The 21,988-nt window shown below is 44.2% G+C and carries 16 protein-coding genes; 9 read left to right on the plus strand and 7 right to left on the minus strand.

The features are described 5' to 3' along the window. A complete protein-coding gene (locus NZ848_RS18335; RefSeq protein WP_259016746.1) occupies positions 1–1,077 on the minus strand; it encodes a hypothetical protein in 1,077 nt (358 codons plus the stop codon). Positions 1,078–1,337: 260 nt separating this feature from the next. Between NZ848_RS18335 and NZ848_RS18340 the strand changes: the two genes are divergently transcribed. The 4 genes from NZ848_RS18340 to NZ848_RS18355 all read left to right on the plus strand — a co-directional run bounded on the left by NZ848_RS18340 (position 1,338) and on the right by NZ848_RS18355 (position 6,514). Further along, entirely contained in the window at positions 1,338–2,696 is a 1,359-nt protein-coding gene (locus tag NZ848_RS18340; RefSeq protein ID WP_259016747.1) for an amidohydrolase family protein, read from the plus strand. Between the two features lie 261 nt (positions 2,697–2,957). Further along, positions 2,958–4,517 carry an acyl-CoA carboxylase subunit beta gene (locus tag NZ848_RS18345; protein WP_259016748.1) on the plus strand — a complete coding sequence of 520 codons (1,560 nt, stop codon included), beginning with the start codon at positions 2,958–2,960 and terminating at the stop codon, positions 4,515–4,517. Between the two features lie 110 nt (positions 4,518–4,627). Further along, positions 4,628–5,656: a ferrochelatase gene (gene hemH / locus NZ848_RS18350; protein ID WP_259016749.1), complete on the plus strand. Its 1,029-nt coding sequence runs from the start codon at positions 4,628–4,630 to the stop codon at positions 5,654–5,656. A 72-nt stretch (positions 5,657–5,728) separates the two neighbouring features. Continuing rightward, positions 5,729–6,514, plus strand: coding sequence for a hypothetical protein (locus NZ848_RS18355; RefSeq protein ID WP_259016750.1), 786 nt, complete (start codon positions 5,729–5,731; stop codon positions 6,512–6,514). Between the two features lie 60 nt (positions 6,515–6,574). Here the strand turns inward: NZ848_RS18355 and ggt are convergent, their stop codons facing one another. Next, the gene (ggt, locus tag NZ848_RS18360) at positions 6,575–8,269 is read right to left on the minus strand and encodes a gamma-glutamyltransferase (RefSeq protein WP_259016751.1); all 1,695 of its coding nucleotides are present in this window, start codon (positions 8,267–8,269) and stop codon (positions 6,575–6,577) included. A gap of 664 nt (positions 8,270–8,933) precedes the next feature. Between ggt and NZ848_RS18365 the strand changes: the two genes are divergently transcribed. After that, positions 8,934–9,716: a DUF4344 domain-containing metallopeptidase gene (locus tag NZ848_RS18365; protein ID WP_259016752.1), complete on the plus strand. Its 783-nt coding sequence runs from the start codon at positions 8,934–8,936 to the stop codon at positions 9,714–9,716. 66 nt (positions 9,717–9,782) lie between these two features. Here the strand turns inward: NZ848_RS18365 and NZ848_RS18370 are convergent, their stop codons facing one another. Next, positions 9,783–10,856, minus strand: a complete 1,074-nt coding sequence (locus NZ848_RS18370) for a DUF6515 family protein (protein ID WP_259016753.1) — start codon at positions 10,854–10,856, stop codon at positions 9,783–9,785. Positions 10,857–11,761: 905 nt separating this feature from the next. Between NZ848_RS18370 and NZ848_RS18375 the strand changes: the two genes are divergently transcribed. Beyond that, positions 11,762–12,997: a dicarboxylate/amino acid:cation symporter gene (locus NZ848_RS18375; RefSeq protein ID WP_259016754.1), complete on the plus strand. Its 1,236-nt coding sequence runs from the start codon at positions 11,762–11,764 to the stop codon at positions 12,995–12,997. 92 nt (positions 12,998–13,089) lie between these two features. Here NZ848_RS18375 and NZ848_RS18380 read toward each other — a convergent pair whose 3' ends face one another. The 4 genes from NZ848_RS18380 to NZ848_RS18395 form a co-directional block, all read right to left on the minus strand. Then, complete coding sequence (locus NZ848_RS18380) at positions 13,090–14,250, minus strand: aminotransferase class V-fold PLP-dependent enzyme (protein ID WP_259016755.1); 1,161 nt, start codon at positions 14,248–14,250, stop codon at positions 13,090–13,092. After that, the gene (locus NZ848_RS18385; RefSeq protein WP_259016756.1) at positions 14,243–15,517 is read right to left on the minus strand and encodes an NAD(P)/FAD-dependent oxidoreductase; all 1,275 of its coding nucleotides are present in this window, start codon (positions 15,515–15,517) and stop codon (positions 14,243–14,245) included. The genes NZ848_RS18380 and NZ848_RS18385 overlap by 8 nt, the downstream gene beginning before the upstream one ends. 198 nt (positions 15,518–15,715) lie before the next feature. Then, on the minus strand, positions 15,716–16,717 hold the full coding sequence (locus NZ848_RS18390) for a 4-hydroxyproline epimerase (protein WP_259016757.1): 1,002 nt from the start codon (positions 16,715–16,717) through the stop codon (positions 15,716–15,718). Positions 16,718–16,725: 8 nt separating this feature from the next. Next, the gene (locus NZ848_RS18395; RefSeq protein ID WP_253526840.1) at positions 16,726–17,631 is read right to left on the minus strand and encodes a dihydrodipicolinate synthase family protein; all 906 of its coding nucleotides are present in this window, start codon (positions 17,629–17,631) and stop codon (positions 16,726–16,728) included. A 271-nt stretch (positions 17,632–17,902) separates the two neighbouring features. Here NZ848_RS18395 and NZ848_RS18400 point away from each other — a divergent pair, with 271 nt between their 5' ends. The 3 genes from NZ848_RS18400 to NZ848_RS18410 all read left to right on the plus strand — a co-directional run bounded on the left by NZ848_RS18400 (position 17,903) and on the right by NZ848_RS18410 (position 21,955). Further along, complete coding sequence (locus tag NZ848_RS18400; RefSeq protein WP_259016758.1) at positions 17,903–18,775, plus strand: AraC family transcriptional regulator; 873 nt, start codon at positions 17,903–17,905, stop codon at positions 18,773–18,775. 131 nt (positions 18,776–18,906) lie between these two features. Next, positions 18,907–19,272, plus strand: coding sequence for a hypothetical protein (locus NZ848_RS18405; RefSeq protein ID WP_259016759.1), 366 nt, complete (start codon positions 18,907–18,909; stop codon positions 19,270–19,272). A 229-nt stretch (positions 19,273–19,501) separates the two neighbouring features. Further along, complete coding sequence (locus tag NZ848_RS18410) at positions 19,502–21,955, plus strand: ATP-binding protein (RefSeq protein WP_259016760.1); 2,454 nt, start codon at positions 19,502–19,504, stop codon at positions 21,953–21,955. Positions 21,956–21,988 lie beyond the last annotated feature (33 nt).

The following is a 21,988-nucleotide window of genomic DNA, read 5'->3' on the forward strand; positions in this document are numbered from 1 at the left end:
CTATTTTAATCTGCTGAGTTTTATTACCAAGGGAGCCCGCTGATAAACACCCGACAATGTAAGATTATTGCCCGACACCTGATAACTGAGTTTCAGGGAGTCTGCCTGATTGTTTCTTCTGAAAACAATAGTTGCCCTGCGTTGCTTCGGTTCAGTTTCATAATGCCCATACCAGTCTTTGCTGTCATTAAATTTTTCAGAATCAAACTTAAACAGGCAGCTATTATTCTGCTCAAAATAAATCCTCGACCATACGTTTCCTTCAGTGCCGTTTTCAGGTATTACCGAACGATTCTGCATTGTTATAGCATCAACCTGCCATACGCCTATTAATTCTTTGGCCTGCCGGTCATTCTTCTTAAGCCAGAAAATATGCCAGAAGGCTCCGCCAATTACAATTAGGCGAGCCAAACTTAGCAAAAGGGTTTTCTTATCAAAGTAGAAATACTCTTTATATGAAAAAAGCAGGTGCAAGAGCCCCTCATAGTATTGCAGCAAAATAAAAAACAGAACCGCAGTATAATGCAGTGCATTAAAATAAGCCAGCGGAGAAATCTGATAGAAATGCTCCATAAAGCATACGTTTATCATCATTGGCAGCAAAATAAACGTGGCCAGCAGGCGTGTTTTTTTAAACAATAACAGCACCGAACCTACTATCTGCAAAGACCCCAGAATAATGGTAAAAGTAGGCGAATAGCCAAAGTAGGTCCAGGTCATCCAGTAACCGTTCAGCTCGCCAACGGGGCGTTCCAGCACCGATTGCGGTAACTGAAACTGGATTTGCATGATTTTTGAAACCCCGAAATTGGCTATCTGATGGGCCACAAAAAATATAATGATGGTCTGAAACCACTCATGTAGATTGACCTTCTTATCAAAATACTGCCATATTGCCGACAATAAGATACTTAATAGCAGGATGCCCCCTGCCGAAAACCACAGCAGGCGGCTGTTGGTAAGCACGGCGGTTTGCCATTGCGCTACCACATCTATATACTGCAGCAGGCCTGTAACAACCAGCAACAAAAAAATAACTTCTATGAGTTTTACCCGGTAGGCTTTATTGTAAGTCATGCAAAATGAAAGTATGATTGCTAAGTTAAACCAAATCTGAGTTAATATGTTTTAATTGCCCATGTGCCGCTTACCCGGAGGCCTGCGATTAGCAAAACACTTGTGCAGCCATATAACAGATAATGAGCAGATAAGTTGCCGGATATCTGTTATCTAAAGAATCTTACAATTTGTGTTTTTGCACATCAATTTTGGCTATATTGCATTAGCTTCCTTTGGCAAGGAAACGAGTTTCCACCCCATTTTATGCATCTATAACTATGAAAAACCTGCTAATATTATGGCTCGCTGTCTTTTCTTTGCGTACAGCGGCACAACAAACTACAGATTCGCGCCAGCGGGAAATTGTATTTATCAACGTCTCGGTAATACCCATGACACATGAAACAGTACTTGCTAACCAGACTGTACTGATAAAAAACGGTTTGATTACCGCCATAGGCGCAAAACTGAAATATGACAAGAACGCTTTGGTGATTGATGCCAGAGGAAAATACCTGATGCCCGGCCTCGCAGAAATGCACGCCCATGTGCCACCGGTTGATGACGTGCAACCTATGAAAGACGTATTGCAACTGTTTGCAGCCAACGGCGTAACTACCATCAGAAGTATGCTGGGCCACCCTTTGCATTTGCAATTACGGAGCCAGGTGCAATCGGGCGAATTACTTGGGCCACGTATTTATACTTCCGGGCCGTCGTTCAGCGGAGCCAGTATCAAAACCCCTGAAGAAGCCGAAGCAAAAGTAAGAAGCCAGAAAAAGGCAGGCTACGACTTCATGAAAATGCACCCGGGCATAACCAAAACCAATTTTGAGGCCATTGTAAAAACGGCAAAAGAAGAAAAAATGCCTTTTGCCGGGCACGTATCTTTTGGGGTGGGCGTATGGCGGTCGGCTGAGGCCGGTTATGCCACCATTGACCACCTCGATGGCATTGTAGAAGCCATGATGCCCCGGCTGGACACGCTGACAGAAGAAGAAGCCGGATTATTCGGCCTGTTTGTAGGGCACAATGCCGATATAGCAAGGCTTGATAAAATACTGAAAACCATCAAAGACAACGGTGTCTGGATAGTACCCACCCAGACACTGGCCGAACACTGGCAGTCGCCCAATAGAACGGCTAAAGAATTGCTTGCCTGGTCGGAAATGAAGTATATGGACAAAAAGACTCTGGATGGCTGGGCAAGGTCTAAAGATAACACCATGAAAAACCCGGCTTATCAACCGGCATCAGTTCTCAAATTTATTGAGGTGCGGCGCACAATTATCCGCGAGTGCCAGCGGCAGGGTGTTGGCTTGCTGCTGGGTTCAGACGCCCCGCAGGTTTTTAGTGTACCTGGTTTCTCTCTCAAACATGAGCTTAATTATCTGGTTCAGGCGGGGCTTACGCCTTATCAGGCATTGCAGACGGGTACTGTAAATATTGGTAAGTTTTTCAGGCAAGATAATCTGGGTGTTATTAAACCCGGCGCGGTGGCAGACCTTGTTTTGCTGAACGAAAACCCGCTGAAAGACGTAAACGCCGTAGGCACGGTGCAGGGCGTGATGCTGAATGGACGCTGGTTGCCCAAAACAGAAATTGATGCCATGCTGACCAAGTTGGTAAAAAATTGATGAGGGTATAAGTCAATATTTAAGTAATTCAGCCTACAAATTTGCGGGCTACCCAAACAAAAGGTTTTTTATTATAGGCCAACGTAAGCAGACGCCGCCCGGTGTGCATTCCATAGAATTAATCCTTTGTTCTAATAGCCACCCAATTTTTTGGGTGGGCCTCCGGCACAAATGCGGCTTACAAATAAAAAATATTAAAACCGAGCCATGTTTGTTTCAGTTTTCTTAGATTTGCTCAAATCATAAGTTACTCGACCCCGTATGTCTTTAAAATCGAATATAGAAAAACTACAAATACTTGACCTTAAAAATGCTGAGGCGCTGCAAGGCGGCGGAACCAAAAGAATTGACAGCCAGCATGCGAAAGGAAAACTAACTGCCCGCGAAAGAATAGAATTGCTATTGGATGAAGGCAGTTTTGAAGAAATTGGCAAGTTTGTGATGCACCGGAGTAAAGATTTTGGCCTGGACAAAGAATATTATCTGGGCGATGGTGTGGTAACAGGCTATGGCACGGTAAGTGGCAGGCTGATTTACGTTTTTGCACAGGATTTCACCGTTTTCGGAGGTTCGCTCTCTGAAACATACGCCGAAAAAATTTGTAAACTAATGGATATGGCCATGAAAAACGGCGCTCCGCTCATCGGCCTGAACGATTCAGGCGGCGCACGTATTCAGGAGGGTGTAAACTCTCTGGCCGGCTATGCAGATATTTTCTACCGCAATACGCGTGCCTCAGGAGTTATTCCGCAGATATCAGCCATTATGGGGCCATGTGCGGGGGGTGCAGTGTATTCACCAGCCCTAACTGATTACATCTTCATGGTTGAAAACACATCTTACATGTTTGTAACAGGCCCTAATGTGGTTAAAACCGTTACCCATGAAGACGTAACCTCTGAAGAACTCGGCGGTGCCATTACCCACGCTACCAAGTCGGGCGTTACGCATTTTGTGGCAGCTAATGAGGTGCAGTGCATCAACGACATCAAGAAGCTGCTTAGCTACGTGCCGTCAAACTGTGAAGAACAGCCCCCTTTTGCGGCTTATGAAACAGACGGAAACGAAAAGCGACCAAAACTAACAGACCTGATACCGGAAAACCCCAACCAGCCTTATGATGTACGCGAACTGATTGATGAACTGGTTGACACTGATAGTTTTTTTGAAGTGCATAAAAGCTATGCCGAAAACATAGTAATTGGCTTTGCCCGTATAGGTGGGCGCAGTATTGGAATTGTAGGCAACCAGCCTGCTGTGCTGGCCGGGGTGTTGGATATTGACGCCAGCATTAAAGGCGCCAGGTTTGTACGCTTCTGCGACTGCTTTAATATTCCCCTGCTGGTACTGGAAGACGTACCGGGATTTCTGCCCGGCACAGATCAGGAATGGAACGGCATTATTATGCATGGCGCCAAGTTATTGTATGCGTTCAGCGAGGCAACGGTGCCGCGGGTTACGGTAATTACCCGTAAGGCGTATGGAGGCGCGTATTGCGTAATGAACTCCAAGCACATAGGCGCCGACCTGAACTACGCCTGGACATCGGCCGAAATTGCTGTAATGGGAGCCGCCGGAGCAGCTGAGATTATTTTCCGTAAGGAAATAGGTGAAGCTGCCGACCCACAGGCAGAATTGCAGCACAAAATTGATGAATACACAGATAAATTTGCCAACCCGTATAAGGCGGCACACAGAGGTTATGTTGATGAGGTAATAAAGCCGGAAGACACCCGTGAAAAACTGCTGAAAGCGTTTAAAATGCTCGAAAACAAGGTAGACACCATGCCGCGCAAGAAACACGGGAATATTCCGCTATAACGGAAACATTTTAATGCTTAATACAGTTAGCATTATTAATAGTAACCTTACACTTAAATATAATACTCTGCTGAAAAGAGCTGGCTCTTTTCTATAATTGTTATCTGTATATGCTTGAAAAAACCGGTGTATTAATTGTTAATCTAGGCACACCCGATTCGCCCGCAGTACCCGATGTCAGAAAATACCTCCGTGAGTTTTTAATGGATGGTCGCGTGATTGATATTCCTTTTATACCCAGATGGATGCTGGTTAACCTGATAATAGCGCCGTTCCGTTCTCCAAAGTCGGCCAAGGTGTATCGTGAATTGTGGACCGACCAGGGTTCTCCTCTTAAAATCTATGGCGAAAAAAACGAGATTCAATTGCAGCAGGCACTGGGTGACACCTACGTGGTAAAACTGGCCATGCGCTACCAGAATCCCTCTATTGAAAAGAGCCTGAAAGCGTTTCAGAGCATGGGTCTGAGCAAAATTATTGTCATACCGTTTTTTCCGCAATACGCTTCGGCAACCACCGGGTCGGTTTATGAAGAAGTCATGAGAATAATAGGCCAGTGGCAGATAATACCTGAGATTGAGTTTATTAATTACTTTTATAATCACCCTAAATTCATTAAGGCATTTGCTGAAAACGGACGGAAATATCTTGAAAAAGAAGATTTCGACTTTGTGTTGTTCAGCTACCACGGATTGCCCGAACGACAAATCAGGAAAGGCGATTGTACGGGCAATGTTTGCCAGCTTGGCGCATGCTGCGACACCATTCATGAACTGAACCAGCATTGTTACCGCGCTGCCTGCTTTGAAACCACCCGGCTGCTGGCAAAAGAACTGGGCCTTAAAGAAGGCACCTATTCTACCTGTTTTCAGTCCAGATTAGGTAAAGACCCCTGGATACAGCCCTACACCGAAAGCGTAATAAAAGAGCTGGCCGGTAAAAATATTAAAAAAGTGCTGGCGTTTTCGCCCGCTTTTGTGTCTGACTGCCTGGAAACCACCATTGAAGTGGGGGAAGAATACAAAGAACTTTTTGAGGAAAATGGCGGTGAACACTGGCAATTGGTTGAGAGCCTTAACGACTCGGAAGCCTGGATTGACCTGCTGACCGAATTAATAAAAAAAACACCCGCAGAATAATAAAAAAGGGTCATTGCTTCTAAGGCTATGACCCTTTTAGTTATATTGGTCTTTCAACTTTTTCTAACTGATATGAAAGCCATCTCTATTTGGGCCAGCCAGAACCAGAAAACGGCTATACTACTCATTATTATTTTTGAAGTACTGAAATGCAGCATCGGGTTTGATATCGGCCATCATTTTCTTCCGGTTTTCTCATCGTGGGCTATAGAGCTTTCTGTGCTTGGCCTGGTGTTTCTAACAACATTTGTTCAGACCAGCTATCAGCATCAGACCGGTACACTCAATAAAGAAGCCCATCGTAAATTCAGGCTTATGAGTACAGGTGCTATTATGGCCAGTAGTTTGTTTCTTTCTATTTTACTGGGCAATCATCTGAAAGGTCTGGGGTACCAGGTGCACAGTATATATGTCGCCAACGCGGCAGAGAGGGTTACCACCACAGCTACCGAAAACAATAAAAAAAATGGCGCACCTATTAAAGTAACTGAAAAGAAAACCAGAAAAGGGTTCGTATCGCGCCTGTTAAGTAAAAAAACAGTTTCTGAAGACCCAAAAAGTAATTCCAGAATCACTTACGCATTATTGTTTTTTTTAAGTCTTTTGCTCACTTTCGCCGGATTAATTCTCACCTGTCAACTGGCCTGCGGAGGCTTTAGCTTACTAGCCATTCTTGCGTTTTTGGTATCGCTTGGCGTTTTATCCGGCGGATTATACTTCCTGATCAGAGCTTTCAAAAAAGACCTAAAGCCTTTTCAATCACTGACACAAAAAGAGAAGAAAAAAGAGCAATTAAAATTCTTTGTTATCTGGATACTATTAGGAGCAGCAATAGCCCTTATCGCATTATTGAGCTAAGAGTAAATGAAAAAGTCCCTCTTTTCAGAGGGACCCATCAAAATTCTTAATCTTATCTCGTTAAAATCCTGCCGCATGCCCATCTTTGCGGGGGTCTGATGCCCCTGTAAATGTTTTACGGACAGGGTCATATCTGATGGCCTGATACCCGCCATACATACCCAGTATATAGCCTACCTTATGGCCTTTTTCCATCAGCCCTCTGATGGTTGCGTAGGGTATGCCAGATTCCATCGTTATCATACCGCCATCCAGCATTTTTTCGCCGGTAGGTTCTGATGATCCTTCATGATTGAGCCGTGGGGCATCACCTGCTTCCTGCAGATTCATACCAAAGTCTACCAGATTCATCACTATCTGCACATGGCCCTGCGGCTGAAAAGACCCACCCATAACACCAAAACTCATGTAAGGTTTGCCATCTTTGGTTATAAACGCAGGAATAATGGTATGAAACGGCCTCTTGTGGGGCGCATAGGTATTGTTCTCACCCTCGGTAAGGCTGAACATCTCCCCTCTGTCCTGAAACATAAAGCCCAGGCCATCGGCCATCATGCCTGAGCCAAAACCCCTGTAATTGCTTTGTATCAGGGCAACCATATTACCTTCCTTATCGGCTACCGTCAAAAAAATCGTGTCACCGTCTTTCAAAGCCGGATTACCGGCATCAAAGGTTTTAGCTGCCTTGTTTATATCAATCAGTTTGCGTCTTTCAGCCGCATATTCTTTAGAAATGAGTTGTTTTACGGGTATTCTGGCAAACTCAGGGTCGGCATAATATTTGGCGCGGTCTTCAAAAGCCAGCTTCTTGGCTTCAGTAAACAAATGCACGTGCTCTGTACTGCCAAATGGTATTTTAGAGAACTCGTATCCCTCCAGAATATTCAGCATTTGCAGCACAGTTATGCCTTGCCCGTTTGGGGGCAGCTCCCATACATCATACCCTCTGTAATTGGTAGATACCGGGTCAACCCAGGTTGAAGTATGGTCGGCAAAGTCTCTGGCTGTTAGAAATCCCCCCTGCTTTTTCATAAATTCCTCTATTATTTTCGGAATCTCACCTTTATAAAAAGCATCACGGCCACCCCTGGCAATTTTCTCAAGTGTATTGGCCAGATTAGGATTTTTAAAGATATCGCCCTTTTGAGGCACCGTGCCGTTTGGATAATAATGCTCTTTTACATTCGGAAATTTACCATAAAGCCTTGGCACTGCGGCCAACGAGCTGGCCAGTTCACCATGTACTGGAAAACCATTGCGACCATAATCAATGGCATGCGAGAGTATTTTCTCCATCGGCAGTTTACCAAATTTCTTGTGCAGCTCAAACCAGCCGTCAACAGCACCGGGTACATTAACAGGCAGCGGCCCTGTTGAAGGCAAATGCGTTAAGCCACGTTTTTTCAGTTCTGCTAATGTAAGAGCATAAGGCGAACGGCCAGAGGCATTTAGCCCGTACAGTTTTTGGGTTTTGGCATCCCAAACAATAGCAAACAGGTCGCCGCCTATGCCGTTCATGTGGGGTTCTACCACACCTTCCATCGCATTGGCGGCTATGGCGGCATCAATGGCGTTGCCCCCTGCCCGCAGAATTTCAATGGCCGCCTGTGTACTTAAAGGGTGCGAGGTACAAGCCATGCCGTTCTGAGCTATTACCTCAGACCGCGTGGCATCAACCTTACCAAAAACCCGGTCTTGCGCTTGTACGGTCTGGAAAAGCGCTAATAGAATGAGGCTGAAGAAAAAGTTTTTCATAGATATAGAGGTTGATTTGGGTAGTTCTAAAGTTTTAAAATCAATTTTAAAATTATCTTCTGTATTGATGTTTGGAAGGATGTCAGTTTTTTCAAACTGTACAATAACCCGGTCTGATAGTTGCTTTAAACCAGGCCTGATTTAAACTTCTATAATCAAAGATTTGAGGTACCTCTGTTGTTACTTTTTGGGCTGCAAAAAGTAACGCAAGACTTGCCGTCCGCAAAGCGGCCCATCATTCCAACTCGTACAATTAAAAATCCGATAGCCATTATATATTTTCATAGTCATTCATAAGATTTTTAATCGTAGACTAGCCGTCCGCCTCAACAGGAATGACGTAATAAGGTTGTTAATTTTAGTTGATATCTTACAATTGCTCCGTGAAACTCAGTGCGGCACCTCGTGACACTCCGTGGTAATAAAGAAATATAACTATTATTGAATGTGTTCAAAACAAAGATAGAATTTTTTCGGATTCTTTATTAGTATCCCAATTGGTCATTCCCTCAAATTTCGTCTATAACAGCATTTTATGCAACAAGTGCTTATTTCTTTTCTTTGGTGCATTTTAACAAATATTCACTAAAATATGCTTGACGGCAATGCCGATAATCTATTTTTTTACGTTTTAGAAATATACCGCAAAACAGATTAACGGTTTATGAGATTCTGGTTGATTGCATTGCTATATTGCTGCCCACTGAATGCCGTTGCCCAGCAGGCAAAAATGCCTGACCGTGGCGATGTAAAAGTAATCTGGAACAACAACATCAATGATGCGGTTTTCAGAGATTTTCAGGAGGGTATTAAACACACCAAAATACTGGATGCCATTGCGGCCGATATTAACGGGTATCTGGCATTACCGGAAGACATCTACATTACTTTTGACGAATGCCGCACCAGCAATGCCTTTTATGACCAAGACTCCAGAAAAGTAACCATCTGCTACGAGATGGTATCTTACCTCTACGAATTGTTTAAGGCCAAAACCAGCAACCAGACCGAGTTACGTGAGATGGTGGTGAACGCCATCATTTTTATTTTTTATCATGAAATGGGTCATGCCCTGATAGATCTGATGGACTTACCCGTAACAGGTAAAGAAGAAGATACGGTAGATAACTTTTCAATTTTTCTGCTGGCTGACGGCAGCAGAAAGGGGTCGAGAGCGGTGCTGGACGGCGCCATTGCCTTCTACCTGATGGGGGAGTCAACGCAGAATGTACCGCTTAAAAACATGGAGCTGTGGGACGAACACTCTTTAGACCACCAGCGGTTTTACCATATTCTTTGTATGCTGTATGGGTCAAATCCTGAGCAGAATGGAGCGGTTATCAGAAAAAAGATGCTGCCGGCCGTAATGACCACCCGTTGCGAAGAAGATTACCAGAAAATAAAAAAGGGCTGGCTGAAAGTTCTGGATGCCTGGATAAAGCATTGATACCAAAAAAAATGCCTCTCTTCCTGATGGAAGAAAGACATTTTCTGAGCGTAAAACCTAAAAAAATCAATAGTTAATCTTTATCACTTCATACCATATTTCGCCATCGTGTATAACGGCTCTGTATTGCACCCCATCAACAATGTAATAGGTTTCGCCATCAATTACCAGCTGTTCGTAGCCATCAGGTATGCTTTCTACCAATGCCCCAACCGGAGGCGGCACTACCTCGTACTCATAACCAACCGGCCGATAATAAGAGCCATTATAGTAATGATAACGCACACCAAAGAAAGTATATATCTGCACATCAACCGGCAATATTCTGATTCTTAAACCAACCGGTGGAAATGCCACAACGTAGGTATCCCGGTACGGACGATAATAAATGCCGTTGTTGTAGCGGTAATTGATACCCCCATAATAAACCGGCAGGCAAGAAGTAGGCAATACCCTTACCACCGAGTTACGGCGTGGCAGGTTATAGTATCGCCAGCTTGGGCTGCCCACGCGGCCATCAAAACGGCGGTAGTCATAGCCACGGCGGTCGTATCGGTCATAATCGCGGCGGTCGCGGTCGTCCCATCTGCCTCTGCCATCATAATTTCTATTGTTTCTGTCGGCATAAACGCGGTTCCGTTCATCATTACCACGGCTCCATTGGTGGTCATTGCCTCTGTTTCGGTCTCTGTCGTCATTACCGCGTCCACCCCGGTCTATATCAGGTCTTGGTCCTTCTGTTCTTCTGCTTTCAGGCCGGTACTCGGGTTGTGGTCTTTCGCCACGGGGTTCAACCCTGGCTGCTTCGGGCCCGCGGCGTTCGCCATCATTCATTCTGCCGCCCCTGGCTTCGCCAATAGAGGTGGGGCGGTCGTTGTTTCTTCGTTCGGCTGTGCCGCCTTCACTTCTTCCGCCATAGCCCCTGCTTTCGCCTCTGCTCATAGAGCCACGGTCATTTCCACGGCTTTCAGACACGCCCCTTTCGCCCCTGCTTCCTCCGTCTGCTTCTCCGCGTCGTCTGCCTTCCTGACCATTGGTTTCTGTAACACTCAGTGTTAATCCTGCCGCCAGAATCAGCGATGCAGCTATACCTCTTTTCCAATCAAAAGCAGGTATAATATTTATGGCTGTTGTTTGCATTGTATTATTCGTTTTCGTTTAATAGCTATTAGATGCAAAAAGTAATTAAATAGTTGGTTGGGGTGGTAATCATTAACAATCATTAACAAGCGCAAGAGCTTCGGCCGGGTAAGGTTTGGTAATTATACCCTCAAGCTACTGACTATTAACGCCGTGCCATGAATTTTTATTCTGTTGATGGTAATAATCTGTGCCAGAAACGTCAATAAGAAATGAAACAAAAAAGCCGACTCAAACGAGACGGCTTTTGCGTGAACCCTAACCACTATGATAAAAAAATCTACTTAATTAACCTATTTATCTTCAACTACCGGTTTCTGCTTGCAGAATGGTAGCACATATACAAGCCCAATATTAATAAAAACAGGATGAGCAAAATCTGCCATAAGAATAACGAAAGAACTGGCATCAGGCTGGTACCCTGCTTCAACACTGTAAACATATTTTTAAGGTGTGTGTGTGATTGAACGATACAAATGTCTGTGTTTCAAACGGAAAATTTTAGAGTAAAAACCCGTAATCTTCATACGTACTGACTGGTATTTTAAGCCTGATGACAGGCGCTGCCGTTTAATCTGGTAATTATTCAAAAAAAATGCAGGTATATATAGGCACCTAAATGCGTGCTGGCGTTGTAAACCGGCTTAACAGGCAAATTAACCAAACAGGTAGCCATTTTTTGAAAATTAGCTACCCAAACGCTGATTTTAAAGAAGAAAATTGAAAATTTGGCAGAAAAACATTAACTAAATTAATATTAGACCCCTGCGAATTTTGAGTACTTATATTTTTTAGCCATTATTGTATAAAATTGACCCGGATACCCCTCAAATCCCTATTGAGTATCTTATCCGGACCACAACCTAAACAATGCTTCCCTTCAGGGAAAGGGATACAACTTCATTATGAAACTAAATATTACCTGGAAAATCTTCATCGGCATGGCATTCGGTATTCTTGTAGGGTACCTGATGAATGTGTACCTAACCTCTGACCCCGCAGCACTGGACGAGTGGAGCAAGTATCTGAATATTCTGAGCAAGGTGTTTCTGCGCATGATAAAGATGATTATCGGGCCTTTGATTTTCTCTATTCTTACGGTGGGTATTGCCAAGCTAGGCGATTTTAAAACCGTTGGCAGAATTGGCGCTAAAACACTGGGCTACTTTTACTTTGCCACTATATTATCTCTTGTTACCGGTTTGGTAGCCGTTAATGTACTGCAACCGGGTAAGCTGATGGATATTTCTTTGCCGCAGACCGGAACTGACACCGGCATTGAAACCAAAAAAATGACGCTTGAAAACTTTGTAACGCATCTTTTTCCGCAAAGTTTTTTTGAAGCCCTGGCCACCAACGAGATTCTCCAGATTGTGGTATTTTCTATCTTTTTTGGAATTGCCACCGCTGCTATCGGCGACCACGGCAAGATTATCATCAAAGGTCTTGATGCCGTGTCGGAGGTGATGTTTAAAATTGTTGGCTATGTGATGGGGTTTGCCCCTTATGCTGTTTTTGGAGCCGTAGCCGCTGTTATTGCCCAAAAAGGATTGGGCATACTCGGCGGATACCTTTACCTGATTATCTGTTTCTTTGCCACACTGGCATTTTTTATACTGGTAGTGCTACCCATCATTTGTCTGTTCGCCAAAGTGCAATACTGGAAATTACTTACCTACGTAAAAGACGCCCTGTTTCTTTCTTTCAGCACGGCCAGTTCAGAGGCATCAATGCCTTTGCAGATTGAGCAATTGAAAAAATTTGGCGTATCTGAACGCATCGTAAGTTTTGTATTGCCGTTGGGGTATTCGTTCAATCTGGACGGCTCAATGATGTACATGACCTTTGCAACCGGATTTATAGCTCAGGCTTATGGTGTAGATTTATCAATCGGCCAGCAGGTAACCATGTTGCTTACCCTATTGATAACCAGCAAAGGTATTGCAGGTGTGCCAAGGGCATCGCTTGTAGTAATTGCCGGAACCATGTCATTATTTAATCTCCCGGCCGAAGGCCTTATTCTGCTTTTTGCCGTTGACTGGCTACTGGATATGGGCCGCTCTGCCACCTCGGTAGCAGGCAACGCCGTAGCAACCGCCATAGTGGCTAAGTGGGAAGGCGAACTTGCCCCTAGCCCCTAAAGGGGAACTTTAAAACCTGATTAGGCATAAAACAACAAAAAAGAACTTCTTTCAGAAGTTCTTTTTTGTTGTAACTAGTTCCCCTTTAGGGGCTAGGGGTTTAAGCACTCCACCAGCGCCCACATATCATCTTCAGTATTATAGACATTCGGCGAAACCCGGACGGCTACTCCTCTGTTAGAAATGATGATTTTGTTTTGAAGTAATTTTTCAGTGAAACTGGCATTATCTACACCCGCTGGCAGGCTTAACCCTAATAAATGATGCCCCCGGTAAGCCTCGGCTTCCATACTACAGCCCATACCAATCAATGCCTCGAGGGGTTTTTGGGTAATGCTTTTACAATATTGCTGAATATTGTCTACTCCCCACGCCAGAATCTGATTGAGGGATTCTTCCAGCATCGGTAATTGAATAAACTGCGAGTATTCGCCAGCGTTATATCTTTGCGCAAACGGCCTGTAGGCCTTCTGGTAATTAATCAGTTGGGCAAATTTATCGCTATCGGCACGGTTTAGCCACGACTCCTCCACCGGCAGGCCATCATCAAAAAACTCACCAAAATAAGCCAGTCCTATACTATATGGGCCAAGCAACCATTTGTATCCGGCACAAATAACGGCATCGGGTTGTATGGTCTTTACATCAAATGCCATTGCCCCTACCGACTGCGTGGCATCTACTATTAACAAAGCGCCAACCTCCTTACAACGTTCAGCAACTGCGGCCAGGTCAAACCTGACGCCGTAAATCCAGTGTATGTGTGGTATAACAATCATGGCGGTTTCATGATTGATGCTGTTCAGTATGTTTTCGTTCCATAGCTGCCCTCGGTTAGCGACTTCGACTGGTCTGGCTACAGTTTTATACTGCAACGATAACTCCTGGCTAACTCTTTCAAACGCGTAAACATTGTTAGGGAACTCGTCTTGTATAAGCAGAATGTGTTTTTTGGTTGATATACCGGGCAAACGATGCAGATTACGCGCTACCACAGCCATGCCATAAGACACCGCCGTAATGATTGCCACTCTTTGAGGGTTATCGATATTCAGTAACCGGGCAAATTGTTTCTGTACTCTTTCGGCAGGCTCGAAATGGATTTGCGGATTAATAGTGAAAGGTCTTGCGGCCTTCATCATCATACCATCCATGCCTTTGGCAACCGCGCTTTTCAGCATGGGTGCATAGGCGGCGCCGTTCAGGTATGTAACGCCTGCCTCCAGTTCAAACAAATGTGCCTGGTTAGTCATATCTTTCCGGCTTATATAACGATATATCTATGCTTGTTTTTTCATTATCTACAATTTCCTGAACCAGTTTTCCGGTACCCGGCGCCAGGCTGAGGCCCATCATGGCATGGCCACTGGCAATAATCAGGTTTTTATATTTGTTGGTGCGGCCAATGTAGGGCAGGCCGTCTGGCGAACACGGGCGCAAGCCAGACCACACCTTGCTTTGTGGTGGTACTGCTATGGGGTAATCAGGGAAAAACTCCGGAACAGCCTTAATTATACCTCTGACACGGTTCATGTTAATATCCTGATTGATACCGCCAATCTCCATTGTGCCACCGAAGCGAATCTGGTTTTCGCCCATTGGTGTAATGGCCACGCGGGCTTCCAGCAGAATAGATGGTATATTCAGTTTCTTGCCCTTTGGTTGGTCAAGGGTAGTACTATACCCCTTACCCGCCTGCATGGGCAGATTGATATTCAATTGCTTAGCCAACAAAGGCGACCACGACCCGGTTGCAATAATCAGTTCATCAGTTGCCAGGGTTGCGCCATTGTCGGTCTTTAAGCTCTTAATTTTACCGTTTTCAGTTTCAAAGCTTGTTACTTCTGTATTATACATAAAAGTAACGCCCTTTTGTGCCAGCAGGTCTTTCAGCTTTTTTACCAGTAAGTTGGGGTACAAATGCGCATCGCCTGGGTAGTAAACTGCACCGGCAACGTCAGGCTTTACCTCCGGCTCCATTTCGTGCAGGGTTTTCACATCCAAAACCCGGGCTTCAATACCAATTTTGTTGGCGGTTTGGGCCACTTCGGCTTCTTCTTCAAAGGTATGGGCAGTTTTGCAGAGCATCATCAAGCCTTTTTCTTCAAAGCTGAAATCGTTGTTTTCCTCTTTGGCGAAGTCCTGATACAATTTTTTGGCAAACAGGCTGATATCACGCAAGGCAGGTATGGCCTTGTCTACCTGTTTCTGATTTGCTGCCTTCTGAAATTTAAGGCCCCAGGAAATCAAATCCCAGTTCAGACGTGGTTTTACATAAAACGGACTTTCAGAATTGAACATCCAGCGGATGCCTTTTTCTATCATACCCGGCACAGCCAGTGGTATAAAATGGCTGGGTACTATCATACCTGCATTGCCGAAAGAACAGCCATCGGCGCCGCCGGTGCGCTCAATAATGGTTACTTTATGCCCTTTTTGTTGCAGATAGTAGGCCGAATATAACCCTATTATACCACCACCGATGATAACAACCTGCGGTGCGTTTATTTTTGATGCCATTTTGGATAATTTTTCAATTGAATGCACAGGCTTGGCTTATTGTATTGAATAACCCGCCTTACTTAAATTTCAAAAAGAGAAAAAAACTGAATACAAACCGGATACCCCGATGGAGTATCCTTAAATATCGTAATTTTTTCTCTGTTTATGTGTGTGTTGTGTGGATATAGAAAATCTTGTATGGATTTAGTATTGGTATTAAATTACCTGAAAACCAAAAGCGTAAGGGTCGTCCTGATCGTCAATGGTAATGGTATTGTTGCCATAAATTCTGGCCCAGCCTTCAATGCTTGGGTAAATGGCGTCAAAATCTCCTACTTTGGTGGTGCCTTCAATGCGGCCAATAAACTTGCTACCAATAATGCTTTCATGTACAAACTCGTCTCCGGCTTTTAGTTTACCTTTGGCGGCCCATTGTGCCATCCGGGCTGATGTGCCTGTACCACACGGCGAGCGATCAATGGCTTTGTCGCCATAAAAAACGGCATTGCGTGCGGTTGAGGTCGGGTCTATTACTGCGCCTGTCCACTCAATGTGGCTCAGGCCATTGATAGTCGGGTTTTCAGGATGCACAAAGCTATGGCTGGCATTGATGCGCTCTCTCAGCACTCTGGCCCAGGCAATCAGCTGGTCGGCCTTGAAATGCTCAAGACCCGGAAAATTCTCCTGCACATCAACAATGGCGTAGTAGTTGCCACCGTAGGCTACATCTACTTTCAGCGTACCTAGCTCGGGGCATTCAACTTCAATGCCTTCAGCAGCCAGAAACGACGCCACGTTGGTCAGCTTTACATACTTCACCTTGTTTCCTTCCTGCTTGTATTCAATCTGAACCAGACCCGCCGGGGCTTCCATTCTTATAAAACCAGGCTTTTTAGGCTGAATAAGCCCATGCTCAATGGCTATGGTAATGGTACCAATGGTGCCATGCCCACACATGGGCAGGCAACCGCTGGTTTCAATAAAAAGCACAGCAACATCGTTGGCGGGGTCATGTGGTGGATACAGAATACTGCCCGACATCATGTCGTGCCCGCGAGGCTCAAACATCAATCCTTTGCGAATCCAATCGTATTCGCGTAGGAAATGCTGGCGTTTTTCTGACATATTCGCACCTTCTAACACCGGCCCGCCACCAGCCACTAACCGCACAGGGTTGCCACAGGTGTGGGCATCTATACAAAAAAATGTTTTGGTCATAGCTTCAATCAGAATTGTGGTAAAACAGGTCTGTTAGCCAGTGAATCATTAATCACTTTCAGTACACGTTCGCGCTCTTCACCTACCAATGGCAATCTTGGTTCGCGCACCCATTCAGTACCCAGGCCTGTGGCTACTTCGGCTAGTTTGATGTTCTGTACAAACTTGGTTGATACATCCAGGTGCATCAATGGGAAGTGCCAGCGGTAAATAGCTCTGGCTTCTTCAATGCGGCCTTGTTTTACCAGTTCATAAATAGCTACGGTTTCACGCGGGAACGCATCTACCAGACCGGCCACCCAGCCATCAGCGCCCATCACAAGGCTCTCAAAAGCCAGGTCATCAACACCTGAAAGTATTTTGAAACGGTTACCAAATTCATTGATGATATCGGTCATGTATCTGATATCACCTGTCGACTCCTTCATGGCTTCAAAATGCGGATTAGCCGCCAGCTCATGAAACATCGGTATAGAAATAAAGGTCTTGTAGGCAAGTGGGTTGTTATACGCCATTACCGGTAAATCTGTTGAATCGGCTACACGGTGCAGGTAATGCAAAGTTTCGCGGTCATCAGACGGGTAACGCATCGGCGGCAACAGCATGAAACCTTCTGCACCTGCGCGCTCACATTCTTTAGCGAAGGCAATGGCCTCGCGGGTGATACACTCTGCTATACAAATTACTAACGGCACACGGCCGGCAATTGTATTTTTGGCAGTATCAAGCAGGGTCAGCTTTTCATCTTTGGTCAGGGTACCGTTTTCACCTAACGAACCGCAAATAATAATGCCATGCACACCGGCCTTTATCTGTTCTTCAATATTAAATGCAAAGGTTTTCAGGTCTAGACTTTCGTCCTGAAAAAAATTAGTGGTAACGGCCGGATATACGCCTGTCCAGTTTGGTTTCATAACTTACGAGTATATAAAATGAATAATTCTGTTTTCAGGATACAAAGCTAGTATTTCAATTGCATAAAAACCTATCCTCATTTTGCCATTACTTATACTTTTTTACCCCATATATTTGCCAGTTACAACAAATACAGATAAATTAGTATTTATTATCAGTATCGGTAGTTATCAGATTATTTAACAAACACGATTCCGTATTTAGCCACGAACCGGATGTTCGGGCCACAAAGCCAATCCGGCTGTACTGAATCGACATTCAGCAATTTCTATGAAGCCCCTGTTATTCCGAATCCCCAAAACAGAAACGGAGTCGTTTCGTGTACAGGTAGACGACATACCGCATTTTTATGACACCCTGCATTTTCATCCCGAATGGCAGATAACCCTGATGCTTGAAAGCACAGGCACTCAGTTTGTGGGCGACAACGTAGACCGTTTTCAACCTTTTGACCTCTATTTTCTGGGTAGTAACCTGCCGCATGTTTTTCGTAATGATGCCGAGTATTATTCAGAAAAATTACGGGCACACTCGGTGTCTGTGTATTTCAGGGGAGATATACTGGGCGAAACCTTCTTTGATATACCTGAAACCCAGCATCTGAAAACTTTACTGACAGAAGCCTCAAGGGGCTTCAGAATCCGAAATCAGCAGGCCAATGCACTCACCGACCTGGTACAGTCAATTGCACATAAAAAAGGATTCGAAAAACTGCTTACCTTTCTTGAAATACTCAATGCTATCTGGGCATCAACGGCCAAAGAGTATTTGTCTAGCATTGCCTACCAAGGCACATTAAAAGAAACCGATAACCAACGTATAAACGATGTCTTTGAGTTTCTGATGCGCAATTATGAACGGGACGTGAGCCTTGATGAAGTAGCAAACATTGCAAACATGACAACCAATGCTTTCTGCAGATTTTTTAAACTGCGCACCCGCCGGACCTTCTCGGAGTTTCTGAACGACATCCGTATCGGCCATGCCTGCCGGATGCTCCAGAGCGGTAACATGAGCGTGCTTGAGGTTTGCTTTGCCAATGGTTTCAATAACGTTTCCAACTTTAACCGGCAATTTAAAAACCGCACCCAGCTTACCCCCTCAGCATATCTTCGTAAATATCATGCAGGTTCTTTACGTTAAATTTAATACATTTGTATCTAATCATGAAAACACCGCTCATTCACTTATTTTTGCTGTAAAAACCATAAGTTTTTGCGTTCATTCATTCAATTTTATTAATTTAATGGCATTATCCGTCCCAAATAATCCATATGCTAGAAGCACATCAGTTTAACCCCGTTCTGGACAAAGAATTTTTATTAGAGAATTATGATACAGCAGAATATCTGTCTGAAGTAATGGGCGATTTTCTAGCCCTGATGCCCGAAGAAATGGCAGAAATACAAGAGGCGCTTATTGACGGAGATAAAGACAGGCTCGTAAAAAAGATACATGCCATCAGCTCGGCTGTGGGTTTTGTTGGCGGTATTCGTTTGTCAGACAAAATGAAGGCCTTTGAGTATAAGGCAAAAAATGACGCCGCCTTTAATATTGCCAACGATGAAACCCGGGCTCTGGTTACGGAGATAACCGATTTCATCAGCATCATCAAAGAAGAATATACCAGTTTAAATTAATAGTCTTTTGCTGTCGGCTTGCCACCAAATATGGCCCTCAGGTGGCAGGTATCTTCAGGCCGTTTCGCTTTATAAGTTACTTATAGTAACTGTTTTATTGATTCAGTTGGCAAATACCACTCCTTGCGTTTAATGTCAGAAGGTTTATGCATTTTTAAGATATTACTTGGCTTGGTTTTTGTTATCTTTGTTGCAGCACGATGTCATATATCTCAGGCAATTCGCTATTATGAGCCTACAAAACAATTCTCAGGTTATTGAGCCGGATGAACAAATCATCTGGGCAAATAAATATGTCAGGTTTTTTAAAAGCACGATAGGTATTCAGAATACCTTCGACAAAATGATGAACGTTTTGTTTCAGTCATTAAAAAAACTCGATATTGCCTATAAATTCTACTACGTTAATTTCCCTCAGCCCAATAAAGCTGTTATAACGCATTCATCAGACCTTCAGCTGGTCGGGCGCAATATTCCCTTCCTCCAGGTTCAGGATATGCTTGATTGCAACTTTAAAGTAATTGAAGATACCGAAGGCCTTTTCAGTTTTGAAGAAACTGAAAAGAAAGTGATTGTGCAGACCATCAAAACCGATCATACCTCTGGTTTGCTGGTAAAAGTCTGCCAGCCAGATATGCCCATCAATAACGGATACCGTTATTTTTCTTTGCTGAGCAAGATACGGTTTGAAGAAATTGTATCTACCTACCAGACCACCACCGAACTCACTGAACTGAACATACGTTTTGAGTCTATTCTGAGTAAAAGCCCCATACCCATTGTATTTGTTGATGAAAGCGCCAATGGCGTATTTATGAACACCAAAGCCTATGATTTATTCGGGTTGTCTTCTGATGTGCCAATTACCTCGCAAACCATAGCAGAGGGATTCAGCAACCTGCTTAACAAACTGCAGAACAAAGAGGAAGTTCAAAACCGGATGCAGGAACTGATGTTCTCTAACTCAATAGACCGCTGGCGTTGGAAATTTGCCGCCCCTATAAACCGCACCTACAATGTAATTACGCAGCTGATACACGTAAACAGGTATTCGGGCCGGATATGGATTTTTGAAGATGTAACCATTGAAGAGCAGGTAGAAGAACGCTTGCAGGATATTAACCATCAGCTGATTCATCTGGCTGAAAAAGAACGCCGCGACAACCTGATGAAGACCACTTTTCTGGCTAACATGAGCCACGAAATACGCACCCCCATGAACGGCGTTATCGGGGCTGTGAGTCTGCTTGAGAACACGGCGCTTTCTAACGAACAATTTGAACTGGTAAATATAATCAAGAAAAGCGGCGAAAGCCTCATTTCGCTGATTAATGATATCCTTGATTATTCAAAGATTGAGGCCGGAGAACTGGTAATTCAGCCCGAGGTTTTCTCGACAGTTGAGTTATTTGACGACTGCGTAGATGTTTTCTATGCCACTGCCCTTGAAAAAGGCATACAGTTAAGGGTTATGCTTAACCCTAATCTGCCGGTGTATGTTAAAGGCGACCGCAACCGGCTGCGGCAGATAGTGCTTAACTTTATTTCTAACGCCGTTAAATTTTCGCCGGTTGGCGCCTGGGTTACTATCAAGGTATCTGCAATCATTAAAGACGGCAAACCCACTTTATCTTGTAAGGTAATAGATCAGGGCAAAGGTATTGAAGCCGGCGAACAAGAGCTTATCTTTGACCGCTTCAAGCAACTAACCAACAAGCATTCGGGCGGTACAGGCCTTGGGCTGGCTATCTGTAAACGCCTGACCGAAATGATGGGCGGCGAAATTGGCGTAAAAAGCAAAGCCGGCCATGGTGCCGAATTTTTCTTTGAAATTCCATACGAAAACACCGACTCCCGGCCTATTCTGATGGGCGACTTGTTTAACAAGTACGCCAATGCCGATACCTGTATCTGGTCGTTAAATGCAGAACAAGCCGTTGAAACCTTCAACCAGTATTTTAAAGATAAAAAGCTGGAGCTGATATCATCATGCACGGTAGAGGGTTTCTTTAATACTCCGATAAAACAGCCTTCAATGATACTTATTGATTCTATGCAGGTAAATGGCAAGATGGAAGAAACCATTCGTTATTTGCATGAAATGGGTATCCCTGAAAGCGTGCCGGTTCTGGCTATGTCTTACAGTCATGAAAAAGAGGCTAAGTCGTGCGAGAAATGGGGATACAAAGAAGTGCTAATAAAACCATTAAAGTTGAAAAACTTAATGAAAATGGTTGAGAAATGGGTATTTAAAAACGATATCGGCATTAAGCAGGTACAAAAGCAGGAAACTAAGCCAACTAAAATTCTGGCTAACCATAGCGTACTGGTAGTTGAAGACAACGAGTTTAACCAGAAGATTCTGAAACGGATACTGGAAGGGGTAATGGATAACTTTGATATTGTTGAAACCGGAGAAAAAGCCGTTGAAGAAGCCAGAAAAAACAAGTATGACCTGATTTTTATGGATATTCAGTTGCCGGGTATAAATGGTATCATGACCTCTAAACTTATCAGGGAAATTTATCAGGAAACCGACCAGCCGTTTATTATTGCCCTGACAGCCGATGTGTTTCTGAAAGACTCTTCTTCCCTGGAAGAAGCAGGCTTTGATGATTACCTGCCGAAACCGTACCGGCAGAAAGAAATTCTTACCAAGATTGAGAATTACCTGCAACGTTAGGTAAAGATTTTACAGGGGCTCTGATACACACCA

The organism is Emticicia fluvialis, from assembly GCF_024793945.1.
GTDB classification, from domain to species: domain Bacteria; phylum Bacteroidota; class Bacteroidia; order Cytophagales; family Spirosomataceae; genus Emticicia; species Emticicia fluvialis.